We start from the raw sequence: 16,899 nt of genomic DNA, 5'->3' as shown, positions 1-16,899 counted from the left end.
CGGTACTTCCTGAAGCGGGTGACGGCCGATCTCCACGAGACGCGCCGCCGGCTCCAGGAGGTCGAGTCGGAGGAGCAGGAGCCGATCGCGATCGTCGGGATGAGCTGCCGCTACCCGGGGGACGTAGAGTCCCCCGAGGACCTGTGGCGGCTGGTGTCCGACGAGACCGACGCCATCTCGCCCTTCCCGACCGACCGGGGCTGGGACACGGGCAGCCTGTTCGACGAGGACCCCGACGGGCGCGGCACGAGCTACGTGCGGGAAGGCGGCTTCCTGCACACCGCCAACCGCTTCGAGCCCGAGTTCTTCGGCATCTCACCCCGTGAGGCCGTCGCGATGGACCCGCAGCAGCGCCTGTTGCTGGAGATCGCGTGGGAGGCGTTCGAGCGGGCCGGCATCGACCCGACGTCGGTTCGGGGCAGCCGCACCGGCGTGTTCACCGGCGTCATGTACCACGACTACGCGTCACGGCTGCGCGCCGTCCCGCCGGAGGTCGAGGGCTACCTCGGCACCGGCGGCTCCAGCAGCATCGCCTCCGGCCGCGTCTCGTACACGTTCGGCCTGGAGGGCCCGGCGCTCACCGTCGACACCGCGTGCTCGTCCTCCCTCGTCACCCTGCACCTCGCCATGCAGGCGCTCCGCAAGGGCGAGTGCACGCTCGCCCTCGCGGGCGGCGTCACCGTCATGCCGACGCCCGGCACCTTCACCGAGTTCAGCAAGCAGCGCGGTCTGTCCTTCGACGGACGCTGCAAGTCCTTCGCGGACGCCGCCGACGGCACCGGTTGGGGCGAGGGCGCCGGCATGCTCCTCGTGGAGCGACTGTCGGACGCCCGCAAGAACGGCCACCGCGTCCTCGCCGTGGTTCGCGGCTCCGCCGTCAACCAGGACGGCGCCTCCAACGGGCTCACCGCGCCCAACGGCCCCTCCCAGCAGCGCGTCATCCGCCAGGCCCTCGCCGACGCACGCCTCTCGGCCGCCGAGATCGACGTGGTCGAGGCGCACGGCACCGGCACGACCCTCGGCGACCCGATCGAGGCACAGGCGCTGCTGGCCACGTACGGCAGGGAACACACCGAGGACCGGCCGCTGTGGCTCGGCTCGGTCAAGTCGAACATCGGGCACACCCAGGCCGCCGCCGGTGTGGCGGGCGTCATCAAGATGGTCATGGCGATCCGCAACGGCCGGATCCCGAAGACGCTGCACGTGGACGAACCGTCGGCCAAGGTCGACTGGGCCGCGGGCGCCGTATCGCTGCTGCGCAGCACCGTCGACTGGCCGGAGACCGGCCGCCCCCGCCGCGCGGCGGTCTCCTCGTTCGGCATCAGCGGCACCAACGCGCACACCATCATCGAGCAGGCACCGGCCGAGGTCCCCGCCGAACCCGCCGAATCCGCCGGGGCCGAGCCCACCGCCGGAGCACCGGCCGACGCCACACCCGCCACACCCGCCGCGCTCGCCGCGTCCGAAACGTCCGAGGTCTCCGAGGCGACGCCGCAGCGTCGGACCGTGGCCCCCCCGGCCCTCCCGTGGCCCGTCTCGGCCCGTACGGAGGACGCCCTGCGGGCCCAGGCCGAACGCCTCCTCACCCACCTGCGGGCCCACCCCGAGCAGTCGGCGGCCGACATCAGCCGCTCCCTGGCCACCGGCCGCGCCGCCCTCGAACACCGCGCGGTCGTCGTCGCCGCCGACCGGGAACGCGCCCTCGCGGACCTGGCCGCACTCGCCTCCGGCGATGCGACCGCGGCGTCTCACATCGTCCGGGGCGAGGTCGCGGCACGCGGCAAGGTCGCCTTCCTGTTCACCGGGCAGGGCAGCCAGCGGCTGGGCACGGGGCGCGCACTGTACGACGCCTACCCGGTGTTCGCGGACGCCCTGGACGCCGTGTGCGAAGGAATGGGACTCGAACTCCCGCTGAAGGAAGTGCTTTTCGGGTCCGACGCGGAAACTCTGGACCGGACCGAGTACACGCAGCCCGCGTTGTTCGCGATCGAGGTCGCGCTGTTCCGGCTGTTCGAATCGTGGGGTGTGAAGCCGGACTTCGTGTCCGGGCACTCGATCGGTGAGATCGCCGCCGCACACGTGGCGGGCGTGCTGTCCCTCGACGACGCCTGTGTGTTGGTCGCGGCGCGCGGACGTCTGATGCAGGCCCTGCCGGCCGGTGGCGTCATGATCGCGGTGGAGGCCTCGGAGGCGGAGGTCCTGCCGCTGCTGACCGACCGTGTGAGCATCGCGGCGATCAACGGGCCGCGCTCGATCGTGATCGCCGGTGACGAGGACGCGGCTACGGCGATCCTGACGGCTCTGACCGGCCGGAAGAGCAAGCGGCTCACGGTCAGTCACGCGTTCCACTCGTCGCACATGGACGGCATGCTGGACGACTTCCGCCGGGTGGTGGAGGGTCTGTCCTTCACCGCCCCGAGCATTCCGATCGTCTCGAACCTGACCGGCGCCCTGATCGCCGACGGCGAGATGGGTTCGGCGGACTTCTGGGTCCGGCACGTCCGTGAGGCCGTCCGATTCCTCGACGGCGTAAGGGCCCTGGAGGCCGCCGGGGTGACGACGTACGTCGAACTCGGCCCCGACGGCGTCCTGTCCGCTCTCGCCCAGGCCTGCCTCACCTCCGACGACAGCCGCTCCACCGCCTTCGTGCCCACCGTGCGCAAGGACCGCCCGGAGACGGAGACCGTCGTCACGGCCCTCGCCCGGGCCCACGTCCGAGGCATCGCCGTCGACTGGCAGGCGTACCACTCCGACACCGGAGCCCAGCACGTCGACCTGCCCACGTACGCCTTCCAGCGCGAGCACTACTGGCTCGACGCCGGAACCCTCGGCGGGGACGTCACCACGGTCGGCCTCCGGTCCGCCGATCATCCGTTGCTGGGTGCCGCGGTGACGTTGGCCGATGCGGATGGGTTGCTTCTCACCGGTCGGTTGTCGGTTGCGACTCACCCGTGGTTGGTCGATCACATGGTGATGGGTTCGGTGTTGTTGCCCGGTACGGCCTTCGTCGAGTTGGCGTTGCGTGCCGGTGATCAGGTCGGGTGTGATCTGGTCGATGAACTCACCCTTGCCGCGCCGTTGGTGTTGCCGGAGGAGGGTGGTGTCGAGCTTCAGATCACCGTGGGTGGCCCGGATGGGTCGGGTCGGCGTTCGGTGGTTTTCCATTCGCGTGATGGGTTGGCGGCCGGGGATGAGCCGTGGGTTCGTAACGCGACGGCGACGTTGGTGGAGGGTGAGGGCGGGGCGCCGGGTTTCGATCTGGTGGCGTGGCCGCCGGTCGGTGCGGATGCCGTTGATGTCGAGGGCCTGTATGAGGGTCTGGCGGATTCCGGTTTTGGTTATGGTCCGGTGTTTCAGGGGTTGCGTGCCGCATGGCGGCGCGGTGAGGAGGTGTTCGCCGAGGTGAGCCTCGGTGACGAAACCGCGCCGGGTGCGGAACAGTTCACGATTCATCCCGCGCTTCTCGATTCCGTGCTGCATGCCATCAGTCTCGGTTCGCTCGTGGAGGACACCGGTCGGGCGCGGCTTCCGTTCTCGTGGTCGGGGGTTTCCGTCCACGCCGGTGGCGCGGACGCTCTGCGCGTACGACTCACCCGGGCGGGCAAGGACGCCGTACGACTGGAGATCGCCGACGTCGACGGTGCTCCCGTAGCGACCGTGGACAGCCTCGCCCTCCGTGCCTTCTCACCCGAGCAGTTCGGGCGGCCGGCCGGCGGTCACGGCGACTCCCTGTTCCGCGTGGAGTGGACGGCGTCGACCACCCCGGCGGGCTCCGCCGCCGACTGGCTGATGCTGGGCGACGGCACACAGGTGTTCGCGGACCTCGCCGGACTGGGTGTGGCCGTCGCCGAAGGCGGCGAGATCCCGCCCGTACTGGTCGTGCCGTGTCTGGAGCCCGTCGGCGGGAGCGTCGCCCAAGCGGCACACACCGAGACCGGCCGGGTCCTGGCGCTGCTCAAGGAATGCCTGGCCGACGACCGGTTCGCGGATTCGCGTCTCGCGTTCCTGACGCGGGGCGCGGTGGAAGCCGTACCCGGCGAGGGCATCCCCGATCCGGCACGTGCCGCTGTGCGCGGTCTGGTGCGTTCCGCGCAGTCGGAGAACCCCGGCCGGTTCGTGCTGGTCGACGTGGACGTCGACGGTGACGTGGAGGCGGCTCTCGCCGCCGCCCTCGCTTCGGGCGAGTCCGAGGTTGCCGTGCGCGACGGCGCCCTCCTCGTGCCGAGGCTGGTACGTGCGACGGTCGCCGCAGACGCCCCCGCGTCGGAGTGGAGTGCGGAAGGCACCGTGCTGGTGACGGGTGCGAGTGGTTCGTTGGGTGGGCTGTTCGCCCGTCACCTGGTGACCGAGCATGGCGTAAGGCACCTGCTGTTGGTCAGCCGTCGTGGTGAGGCGGCCGAGGGTGCTTCCGAGTTGTCGGCGGAGCTGACCGGCTTGGGTGCCGAGGTGTCGTGGGCGGCGTGTGATGTCGCCGATCGTGTCGCGCTGGCGGCCGTTCTGGCGTCGGTCCCGGCGGAGCACCCGCTGACGGGTGTGGTGCACACGGCCGGTGTTCTGGATGACGGTGTCATCGGTTCCCTGACCGGCGAGCGTCTGTCGGCGGTGCTGCGTCCCAAGGTCGACGCCGCGTGGAATCTCCACGAGCTGACGGCCGGGCTGGACCTCTCCACCTTTGTGTTGTTCTCGTCCGCCGCCGGTGTGTTCGGTGGTGCGGGGCAGGCCAACTACGCGGCGGCCAATACCTTCCTGGACGCCCTTGCCGCCCACCGCAATGCCCAAGGGCTCGCGGGTACCTCGCTCGCGTGGGGTCTGTGGGCGGAGACGGGTGGTATGGGGGACACCTTGGATGCCGAGGACGTCTCCCGGCTCGGTCGGGGCGGCGTGAACGCCTTGAGCGCCGCTGAAGGTGTCGCCTTGTTCGACGCCGCGCCGGCGACCGGGCAGTCGCTGCTGGTGCCCGTGAAGCTGGACCTCGGCGCACTCCGCGCCCAGGCGGGCACCGGCATGCTCCCGCCGCTGCTCACCGGCCTCGTCCGCACACCCACCCGCCGGGCGGCACGGGGTAGCGGTGGTGCGTTCGCCCGTCAGGTGGCCGCGCTGCCGCAGGACCAGCAGCCTGCTGCCGTAGTGGAGCTGGTCCGTGGTCAGGTGGCTGCCGTACTTGGTTTCGCGGGTCCGGAGGTGGTGGATCCGGCGCGGTCGTTCAGCGAGGTCGGTTTCGATTCGTTGACGGCCGTCGAGCTCCGTAATCGGCTCGGTGCCGCGACCGGTGTGCGTCTGCCGGCGACGTTGGTCTTCGACTATCCGACGCCCGTCGTTCTGGCGGAGTACCTGCACGCCGAACTCCTCGGCAGTCAGGCTGCCGCAGCGGCCCCGGTGGTGGCTTCCGCGCACGACGACGAGCCGATCGCGATCGTCGCCATGGCCTGCCGCTTCCCCGGTGACGTCCGGTCCCCCGAAGACCTGTGGCGGCTCGTCCGCGACGGCAAGGACGCCATCACCGACATGCCCACCGACCGTGGCTGGGACATCGAGGGCCTCTTCGACCCCGACCCGGACCGACAGGGCACCAGCTACAGCACGGCCGGTGGTTTCCTGCACGACGCGCACCACTTCGATCCGACGTTCTTCGGGATCTCGCCTCGCGAGGCCCTGGCGACGGATCCGCAGCAGAGGTTGCTGTTGGAGACCTCGTGGGAGGCGTTCGAGCGGGCCGGCATCGACCCGGCGTCGATGCGCGGCAGTCGCACCGGCGTGTTCGCGGGTGTCATGTACAACGACTACGGCACTCTTCTCCACCGGGCCCCGGAGGGCCTGGAGGGGTACATGGGGACCTCCAGCTCGGGCAGTGTCGCCTCGGGCCGCGTCTCCTACACCTTCGGCCTCGAAGGTCCCGCCGTCACCGTCGACACCGCCTGCTCCTCCTCCCTCGTGACGCTGCACCTCGCGGCTCAGGCCCTGCGCAGTGGTGAGTGCGACCTCGCGCTCGCCGGCGGCGTGACCGTGATGGCCACCCCCGGAACGTTCATCGCCTTCAGCCGGCAGCGTGGCCTTGCCACGGACGGCCGGTGCAAGCCGTTCGCCGCTGCCGCCGACGGCACCGCGTGGGGCGAGGGCGTCGGCATGCTGCTCGTGGAGCGGCTCTCGGACGCCCGCAAGAACGGTCACCCGGTGCTGGCCGTCGTCCGGGGTACGGCCATCAACCAGGACGGGGCGAGCAACGGCCTGACGGCTCCGAACGGTCCGTCCCAGCAGCGCGTCATCCGCCAGGCGCTGGCCAACGCGGGTCTGTCGGCCGCCGAGGTCGACGTGGTCGAGGCGCACGGCACCGGTACGACCCTCGGTGACCCGATCGAGGCCCAGGCCCTCCTCGCCACCTACGGGCAGGAGCGCACCGGGGACCGGCCGCTGCTCCTCGGCTCCATCAAGTCCAACATGGGTCACACGCAGGCCGCAGCCGGCGTCGCGGGCATCATCAAGATGGTCCAGGCGATGCGACACGGAACAGTGCCCAAGACGCTCCACGTGGACGAGCCTTCCCCGCACGTCGAATGGTCCGAGGGCGCCGTCTCCCTGCTCACGGAGACGGTGGCCTGGCCGGAGACGGGCCGTCCGCGCCGAGCGGCCGTGTCGTCGTTCGGCATCAGCGGCACCAACGCGCACACCATCATCGAGCAGGCCCCGGACGAGGACACCCCGGAGTCCGCGCCCACCGCGTCGGCGCCTTCCGTCCTGCCCTACGTACTCTCCGCGAAGACCGCGGAAGCACTGCGCGACCAGGCCGCCCGACTGCGGGCCCACCTGACGGACGACCCCGAACTCGCAGCCGTGGACGTGGCCTACTCGCTGGCCGGCCGACGTGCCGCGTTCGACCACCGCGCGGTCGTCGTCGCCGCGAACCGCGAGAAACTGCTGCGGAGCCTGACCGCACTGGAGAACGGCGACCCCGTTCCGACCGGGGCCAAGACCGGCACCGTCGGCGCCGCCGGATCCGAGAAGCTCGCGTTCCTGTTCACCGGTCAGGGCAGCCAGCGGCTCGGTATGGGCCGTGAACTGTACGAGACGTACCCGGTGTTCGCCGCCGCGTTGGATGCGGTGTGCGAGGGGCTCGATCTTGAACTCCCTCTGAAGGAAGTGTTGTTCGGCGAGGATGCGGTGCTGCTCGATCGTACGGAGTACGCCCAGCCGGCGTTGTTCGCGATCGAGGTGGCGTTGTTCCGACTCCTCGAATCGTGGGGTGTGCGGCCGGACTTCCTGTCCGGGCATTCCGTCGGTGAGATCGCCGCGGCGCACGTGGCCGGGGTGTTCTCGTTGGAGGATGCCTGCACCCTGATCGCGGCACGCGGTCGCCTGATGCAGGCGCTGCCCGCCGGCGGTGTGATGATCGCGATCCAGGCGTCGGAGGCGGAGGTTCTTCCGCTGCTGACCGACCGGGTGAGCATCGCGGCCGTCAACGGCCCGCAGTCGGTGGTGATCGCGGGCGACGAGGACGCGGCGACGGCAGTCACCGAGTCGTTCACCGACCGCAAGTCCAAGCGGCTCGCGGTCAGTCACGCGTTCCACTCGCCGCACATGGACGCCATGCTGGACGACTTCCGCCAGGTGGTGGAGGGGCTGTCGTACGCCGCTCCGAGCATCCCGATCGTTTCCAACCTGACCGGTGCCCTGGTCACCGGTGGTGAGATGGGGTCGGCTGACTTCTGGGTCCGGCACGTCCGCGAGGCCGTCCGCTTCCTCGACGGCGTCCGGACCCTCGAAACCGCCGGGGTGACGACGTACGTGGAGATCGGCCCCGACGGCGTCCTGTCCGCCATGGCGCACGGCTGCCTCACTCAGGACGCCGACACCGACGCCTTCGCCCCCACCCTCCGCAAGGGCCGCCCCGAAGCGGCGACCCTGACCCGAGCCATCGCCCAGGTCCACGCGCGGGGTGTCTCCGTCGACTGGGAGACCTACTTCACGGGTACCGGCGCCCGGAGCGTCGACCTGCCGACCTATGCCTTCCAGCACGAGCGGTACTGGATCGATGTCCCCGTCGGCTCCTTCGCCGATGCCGCCGCAGCCGGCCTCCGGTCCGCCGATCATCCGTTGCTGGGTGCCGCGGTGACGTTGGCCGATGCGGATGGGTTGCTTCTCACCGGTCGGTTGTCGGTTGCGACTCACCCGTGGTTGGTCGATCACATGGTGATGGGTTCGGTGTTGTTGCCCGGTACGGCCTTCGTCGAGTTGGCGTTGCGTGCCGGTGATCAGGTCGGGTGTGATCTGGTCGATGAACTCACCCTTGCCGCGCCGTTGGTGTTGCCGGAGGAGGGTGGTGTCGAGCTTCAGATCACCGTGGGTGGCCCGGATGGGTCGGGTCGGCGTTCGGTGGTTTTCCATTCGCGTGATGGGCTGGCGGCCGGGGATGAGCCGTGGGTTCGTAACGCGACGGCGACGTTGGTGGAGGGTGAGGGCGGGGCGCCGGGTTTCGATCTGGTGGCGTGGCCGCCGGTCGGTGCGGATGCCGTTGATGTCGAGGGCCTGTATGAGGGTCTTGCGGATTCCGGTTTTGGTTATGGTCCGGTGTTCCAGGGGTTGCGTGCCGCATGGCGGCGCGGTGAGGAGGTGTTCGCCGAGGTGAGCCTCGGTGACGAAACCGCGCCGGGTGCGGAACAGTTCACGATTCATCCCGCGCTTCTCGATTCCGTGCTGCATGCCATCAGTCTCGGTTCGCTCGTGGAGGACACCGGTCGGGCGCGGCTTCCGTTCTCGTGGTCGGGGGTTTCCGTCCACGCCGGTGGCGCGGACGCTCTGCGTGTACGACTTACCCGGGCGGGCAAGGACGCTGTGCGACTGGAGATCGCCGACGTCGACGGTGCTCCCGTAGCGACCGTGGACAGTCTCGCCCTCCGTGCCTTCTCACCCGAGCAGCTCGGGCGGCCGGCCGGCGGTCACGGCGACTCCGTGTTCCGCGTCGAGTGGACCGAAGCTCCCTCGGCAACGGGCACCTTCGAAAACTGGCTCGTTCTCGAAGAAGGAACCCAAGGGCTCGCGGATCTCAGCACCGTTCCGGCGGCGCTGGTGGTGCCCTGCGCGGTACCGACCGACGAGAACACGGCCGATGCCGTGCACGCCGAAACCGCACGTGTACTGGCACTCCTTCAGCAGTGGCTCTCCGACGAGCGGTTCGCGGACTCGCGACTGGTATTCCAGACGCGCGGCGCGGTGGCCGCGACACCGGGCGAAGGCCCGACCAACCTCGTCCACGCCTCCGTGTGGGGCCTGGTGCGGTCTGCGCACTCGGAGAACCCCGGCCGGTTCGTCCTGGTCGACGTCGACGTCGACGTCGACGGTGACGTGGAGGCGGCTCTCGCCGCCGCCCTCGCCTCCGGCGAGTCCGAGGTCGCCGTACGCAACGGCGCCCTCCTCGTGCCGAGGCTGGTACGTGCGACGGTCGCCGCAGACGCCCCCGCGTCGGAGTGGAGTGCGGAAGGCACCGTGCTGGTGACGGGTGCGAGTGGTTCGTTGGGTGGGCTTTTCGCCCGTCACCTGGTGACCGAGCACGGTGTGCGGCACCTGCTGTTGGTGAGCCGTCGCGGTGAAGGTGCCGAGGGCGCTTCCGAGTTGTCGGCGGAGCTGACCGGCTTGGGTGCCGAGGTGTCGTGGGCGGCGTGTGATGTCGCCGATCGTGTCGCGCTGGCGGCCGTTCTGGACGGGATTCCGGCGGAGCGCCCACTGACCGGTGTGGTGCACACGGCCGGTGTTCTGGATGACGGTGTCATCGGTTCCCTGACCGGCGAGCGTCTGTCGGCGGTGCTGCGTCCCAAGGTCGACGCCGCGTGGAACCTGCACGAGCTGACGGCCGGGCTGGACCTCTCCACCTTTGTGTTGTTCTCGTCCGCCGCCGGTGTGTTCGGTGGTGCGGGGCAGGCCAACTACGCGGCCGGTAACACCTTCCTGGATGCCCTCGCCGCGCACCGCAACGCCCAGGGCCTCGCGGGCCTGTCGCTCGCGTGGGGTCTGTGGGCGGAGACGGGTGGTATGGGGGACACCCTGGATGCCGAGGACGTCTCCCGGCTCGGCCGGGGCGGCGTGAACGCGCTGACCGCCGAGGAGGGCGTGGCCCTCTTCGACACCGCCTGTGCCTCCCGACAACCGCTGCTCGTGCCGCTCAAGCTGGACCTGGCCGCCCTGCGTGCGGCCGCGGGTGCCGGGATGCTTCCGCCGCTGCTCTCCGGACTCGTCCGTACGCCCTCGCGCCGTGCCTCCCGCGGCGGTGCGGCCTCCGGTGGTGCGTTCGCCCGTCAGGTGGCCGCGCTGCCGCAGGACCAGCAGCCGGCTGCCGTAGTGGAGCTGGTCCGTGGTCAGGTGGCTGCCGTACTTGGTTTCGCGGGTCCGGAGGCGGTGGATCCGGCGCGGTCGTTCAGCGAGGTCGGTTTCGATTCGTTGACGGCCGTCGAGCTCCGTAATCGGCTCGGTGCCGCGACCGGTGTGCGTCTGCCGGCGACGTTGGTCTTCGACTATCCGACGCCCGTCGTTCTGGCGGAGTACCTGCACGCCGAACTCCTCGGCAGTCAGGCTGCCGCAGCGGCCCCGGTGGTGGCTTCCGCGCACGACGACGAGCCGATCGCGATCGTCGCCATGGCCTGCCGCTTCCCCGGCGGAGTGAGCTCCCCCGAGGACCTGTGGGGCCTCGTCTCGGAGGGTCGGGACGCGATCTCCGACATGCCGGACGACCGTGGCTGGGACCTCTCCGGACTGCTCGACCCCACCCGACCCGGCGCCGACTACAGCCCGACCGGTGGTTTCCTGCACGACGCGCACCACTTCGATCCGACGTTCTTCGGGATCTCGCCGCGCGAGGCCCTGGCGACGGACCCGCAGCAGAGGTTGCTGTTGGAGACCTCGTGGGAGGCGTTCGAGCGGGCCGGCATCGACCCGGCGTCGATGCGCGGCAGTCGCACCGGCGTGTTCGCGGGTGTCATGTACAACGACTACGGGACTCTTCTCCACCGGGCCCCGGAGGGCCTGGAAGGCTACATGGGGACCTCCAGCTCGGGCAGTGTCGCCTCGGGCCGCGTCTCCTACACCTTCGGCCTCGAAGGTCCCGCCGTCACCGTCGACACCGCCTGCTCCTCCTCCCTCGTAACGCTGCACCTGGCCGTACAGGCCCTGCGCAGCGGTGAGTGCGACCTCGCGCTCGCCGGCGGTGTGGCGGTCATGGCAACGCCCGGAACGTTCATCGCCTTCAGCGTCCAGCGCGGACTGGCGACGGACGGCCGGTGCAAGCCGTTCGCCGCCGCCGCCGACGGCACCGCGTGGGGCGAGGGCGTCGGCATGCTGCTGGTGGAGCGGCTCTCGGACGCCCGGGCCAAGGGCCATCCGGTCCTCGCGGTCGTCCGCGGCTCCGCCGTCAACCAGGACGGCGCCAGCAACGGGCTCACCGCGCCCAACGGTCCGTCCCAGCAGCGCGTCATCCGCCAGGCGCTGGCCAACGCGGGCCTGTCGGCCGCCGAGGTCGACGCCGTCGAAGCGCACGGCACGGGCACGACCCTCGGCGACCCGATCGAGGCCCAGGCCCTCCTGGCCACGTACGGGCAGGAGCACACGGACGAACAGCCCCTCTGGCTCGGCTCGATCAAGTCCAACGTGGGCCACACGCAGGCCGCCGCCGGCGTCGCGGGCATCATCAAGATGGTCCAGGCGATCCGGCACGGTGTCCTGCCGAAGTCCCTGCACGTCGACGAGCCCACCCCGCACGTCGACTGGTCGGCGGGAGCGGTCTCGCTCCTCGAATCCGCCACGCCCTGGCCGGAGACGGGCCGTCCGCGCCGAGCGGCCGTGTCCTCGTTCGGCATCAGCGGCACCAACGCGCACACCATCATCGAGCAGGCCCCGGACGAGGACACCCCCGAGGCCACCCCGGCCCCGACGGCTCCCTCCGCCCTGCCGTACGTGCTCTCCGCGAAGTCGGCCGACGGACTCCTCGGACAGGCCGCCCGACTCCTGGACCACCTGGAGGTCGCGGACGACCTCCGGGCCGTCGACGTCGCCCATTCCCTCGCCACCACACGGGCCGCGTTCGACCACCGTGCGGTGGTCGTGGCCGGAGACCGCAGCGACTTGCTGCGCGGTCTGACCGCCCTCAAGGACGAGGCCGCGGCGACCGGCGTGGCCCGAGGCGCTGTGAGCAACGGGAAGACGGCGTTCGTGTTCCCGGGTCAGGGTTCGCAGTGGGTGGGGATGGCGGCGGGTCTGTTGGATTCGTCCGTTGTGTTCGCCGCGCGGATCGATGAGTGCGCGAAGGCGTTGGAGCCGTTCACGGATTGGTCGTTGGTGGACGTGCTCCGGGCCGGCGACGGCGCGCCCTCCCTCGATCGGGTGGATGTGGTTCAGCCGGCTTTGTTCGCGGTGATGGTGTCGCTTGCGGAGGTGTGGCGGGCGGCGGGTGTGCGTCCGGGTGCGGTGATCGGGCATTCGCAGGGTGAGATCGCTGCCGCGTGTGTGGCGGGGATTCTGTCCCTTGAGGACGCTGCTCGGGTGGTGGCTTTGCGGAGTCAGGCCATCGGTCGGGTGTTGGCGGGTCTGGGTGGGATGGTGTCGGTGCCGTTGCCGGCCAGGGATGTTCGTGAGCGGATCGCTCCGTGGGGTGAGGCCCGTATTTCGGTGGCGGCTGTCAACGGTCCGTCGTCGGTGGTCGTCTCGGGTGAGGTTGAGGCTCTGGATGAGCTGTTGGCCGCCTGTGAGGTGGACGGGGTTCGTGCCAAGCGGATCGCGGTCGACTATGCCTCGCATTCCGCTCAGGTGGACCTTTTGAAGGATGAGCTCGCCGAGTTGCTCGCTCCGATCGTTCCGCGAGTGGCTCAGGTGCCGTTCCTGTCGACCGTGACCGGTGAGTGGGTGAACGGGTCCGAGTTGGATGCCGGGTACTGGTTCCGCAACCTTCGCCGGACGGTGGAGTTGGAGGAAGCCACGCGTACGCTCCTTGATCAGGGTTTCGGTGTGTTCGTCGAGTCCAGCCCGCACCCCGTTTTGACGGTCGGGATGCAGGAGACCGTGGAGGACGCGGGCCGTGAGGCGGCGGTTCTCGGGTCGCTGCGCCGCAATGAGGGTGGCCTGGAGCGGTTCTGGTTGTCCCTCGGTGAGGCGTGGGTGCGGGGTGTGACCGTCGACTGGGACGCCGTGTTCGCCGGTACGGGAGCCCGGCGTGTGGACCTGCCCACCTACGCCTTCCAGCGTGACCGTTATTGGATCGACGTGCCGGTGACGGCCGTCGGTGACGTGGCCTCCGCCGGGCTCGGCGCCGCCGAGCACCCGCTGTTGGGTGCGGCCGTCGAACTGCCCGACTCGGACGGCTTCCTGTTCACCGGCCGGCTGTCGCTGCGGACCCACCCCTGGCTGGCCGACCACCGGGCCGCGGACGCCGCGCTGCTGCCCGGGACGGCCTTCGTGGAACTCGCCCTGCACGCCGCGCGGCGGGCCGGGTCCACCCTCCTGGAGGAACTGACCCTGGAGGCTCCGCTGGTGCTCCCCGAGCAGGGGGCACTCCAACTCCGGCTCACGGTTGCCGCACCCGACGTGGACGGCAGGCGTGCGCTGCACGTGCACTCGCGTGCGGAGTCCCAGGACGGCGACGACGTGAGGGGCCTCGACGAGCCCTGGACGCGGCACGCCGCCGGCGTGCTCGGAGCCGCGGACGAACGGATCGCGCCGCAGGGCCCGGCGTCCCTGGAGGCCTGGCCTCCCGCAGGCGCCGACGAGCTCGACGTGGCCGACCTGTACGAGCTGTTCGCCGCCGGCGGGTACGCGTACGGTCCGGCCTTCCGCAACCTGCGGACCGCCTGGCGGCGCGGTGACGAACTCTTCGTCGAACTCGCCCTGTCCGACGCCGCCCAGGCCGAGGCCGCGCACTTCGGTGTCCACCCGGCGCTCCTCGACGCGGGGTTGCACGGGCTCGCCCTCGGCTCCTTCCTCGTCGCCGATGACGAGGATCAGGGCGAGGAGGCCCGCATGCGGGTGCCCTTCGCCTTCACCGGTGTGGGCCTGCACGCTGTCGGCGCGGATGCGCTGCGGGTACGGCTGGCGCCGGCCGGATCGGGAGCCGTGTCCCTCGCGGCCTTCGACGAGGAAGGCCGGCCGGTCGTGTCGGTGGAGTCGCTGCTGCTGAGGACGCTCGACCCGGCCCGACTGCGGTCGACCCGACCCGCGTTCCACGATTCGATGTTCCGACTGGAGTGGCCCGCCCTCACCGGCAACCAGGCCGCGGCCGAGGGTCGTTGGGCCCTCGTCGGCCAGGACGCCCTCGGTCTGGAAACCACCCTGCGGGCCGTCGGCATCACCGCCGACGTGTACGGGGACCTGGACGCCCTCTCCGGAGTGGTGGCCGCCGGCAACCCGGTACCGGACACCGTGCTGGTCACGTACGCCGCGCCCGGAACCGAACCCGTGCCGGACACGGCGGAAGCCGCCCGGCGGGCGACCCGGGAGGCTCTGACGTTCATCCAGGCCTGGCTGGCCGACGAGGCGTTCGCCGGAACCCGGCTGGCGCTGGTCACCCGCGGGGCGGTCGAGGTCCGGCCCGGCGACGGAGTGCCGGACCTGGCGCACGCGCCGCTGTGGGGACTGCTGCGCTCCGCGCAGTCGGAGAACCCCGGCCGGTTCCTGCTGCTCGACCTCGACGCGGACACCACCGGCAGCCTCGCGGACGGTGCGCCCACGAGCGGGTCGGCGGAGCTCGCCGCGCTGCTCGCGGACGCCGTCGGCAGCGGCGAACCCCAGGTCGCCGTTCGGGGCGCGGCCCTGCACGCCGCCAGGCTGGCCAGGGTCCCCGTGGACCGGGCCGGGACGGACGGGGCCGCCGAGGAGCCTTCGGAGCGTACGGACCTCCCCGCATGGGATCCGGAAGGCACCGTCCTCATCACCGGTGGTACCGGCGTGCTCGGCAGCCTCCTGGCCCGGCACCTGGTCACCGGTCGGGGTGTGCGTCGGCTGCTCCTCACCAGCAGGCGCGGGCCCGCCGCAGCCGGCGCCGAGGAACTGGTCGCGGAACTCGCCGCGCTGGGCGCGGAGGCGGCCGTCGTCGCCTGCGACGCCGCGGACCGCGGTGCGCTGACCGAGCTGCTGGCCGGTATCCCGGCCGAGCACCCGCTCACCGCCGTCATCCACACCGCGGGCCACCTCGACGACGGACTCGTACCGTCCCTGACCCCGGAGCGGATCGATTCGGTCCTGCGGCCGAAGGTCGACGCGGCCCTGCACCTGCACGAGCTGACCCGGGACCTGGACCTCGCGGCGTTCGTCCTGTTCTCCTCGGCCGCCGGCACGCTCGGCAGCCCCGGACAGGCCAACTACGCCGCGGCCAACGCCTTCCTCGACGGCCTGGCCCGCAGTCGGCGTGCGGCGGGGCTGCCCGCCCTGTCGCTGGCCTGGGGGCTGTGGGAGCAGCGCAGTGAGATGACCGGCGAGCTCACGGACGCCGACGTCCAGCGGATGGCGCGTGCGGGCCTGGCGCCGCTGTCCTCCGAGGAGGGTCTGGCGCTGTTCGACACGGGATGCGCCCTGACCGACGGCAGCGTCTTCGTCGCCATCCGGTTGGACACCGCGCCGCTTCGGGCCCAGGCTGACGCCGGAGCCCTCCCGGCCGTCTTCCGCGGTCTGGTGCGCGGTGGACTTCGCAGGGCGGCCGCCCACGGTGCGGGTTCCGCCGCGGCGTCCGCAGCCGCGCAGCGCCTGGCGGGTCTGGCCGCTCTGTCGGAGGAGGAGCAGGAGCGGGTGCTGCTCGACGTGGTGCGGGCCCAGGCCGCCGCCGTGCTCGCCTATCCGTCGCCCGAGGCGGTGGGAGAGTCCCAGGGGTTCCTGGAGCTCGGTCTGGACTCGCTGACCGCCGTCGAACTGCGCAACCAGCTGAACGCCGCGACGGGACTGCGGCTGCCCGCCACCCTGCTGTTCGACCACCCGACGCCGCTGCTGGTCGCCCAGCTGCTGCGGGCCGAACTCGCCGCGGGCCCGGGCGGCTCCGGCGGAGCGGCCGGTGCGGCGGAGCCGGGAGAGGAGGAGGACGGTGCCGGAATGTTCGGCGCGATGCTCCAGGAAGCCGGTGCGCAGGGTGCGTCCGGCCCGTTCATGGAACTGCTCATGCAGGCGTCGCGGTTCAGGCCGTCGTTCGCGTCGCCCGCCGAGCTGCGCAAGGCGCCCGCCCTGGTGCGGCTCGCCCGGGGCGAGGACGGTCCCGGACTGGTCTGCTTCTCGTCGATCCTGTCGATCTCCGGGCCGCACCAGTACGCCCGGTTCGCGTCCGCCTTCCGCGGCCGGCGGGACGTGCACGCCATGGCGGCCCCCGGCTTCCTGCGCGGCGAGCAGCTGCCGTCGACCGCCGCGGCGGTCATCGAGGCGCAGGCCGAGGCCGTCCTGAAGCACACCGACGGTTCGCCGTTCGTGCTCCTCGGGCACTCCTCGGGCGGCATGCTCGCGCACGCGGTCGCCGGCCGGTTGGAGGCCGCCGGGGTCTTCCCGGAGGCCGTGGTCCTGGTCGACATCTACTCGCACGACGACGACGCCATCCTCGGCATCCAGCCGGGGCTGTCGGAAGGCGTCGAAGAGCGGCAGGGCAGCCACGTCCCGGTCGACGACAGCCGGCTGCTCGCGATGGGCGCCTACTTCCGGCTCTTCGGAGGGTGGAAGCCGGACGCCGTGAAGTCGCCGACGCTGCTGGTCCGCGCGCAGGAACAGTTCTTCGACTGGAACCGTGCGACGGACGGCGACTGGCGTTCCTACTGGGACCTGGAGCACTCCGTCGTGGACGCCCCCGGAAACCACTTCACCATGATGGAGCAGCACGCGCAGGCGACCGCCGGAGTCGTCGAGGCATGGTTGACCGGCCGGCGATGAGCGCGACGGGCCCGGTGAACCAGGCCCGTCCGC

General features: G+C 71.3%; 1 protein-coding gene. It reads left to right on the top strand.

All coding sequences use genetic code 11. The features are described from left to right. Positions 1-18 precede the first annotated feature (18 nt). The gene (locus ACFVS6_RS35730) at positions 19-16,866 is read left to right on the top strand and encodes an SDR family NAD(P)-dependent oxidoreductase (protein ID WP_389710672.1); all 16,848 of its coding nucleotides are present in this window, start codon (positions 19-21) and stop codon (positions 16,864-16,866) included. Positions 16,867-16,899 lie beyond the last annotated feature (33 nt).

This window comes from Streptomyces sp. NPDC057939, from assembly GCF_042887545.1.
Lineage (GTDB): Bacteria > Actinomycetota > Actinomycetes > Streptomycetales > Streptomycetaceae > Streptomyces.
This window is presented reverse-complemented; position numbering and strand designations above follow the sequence as displayed.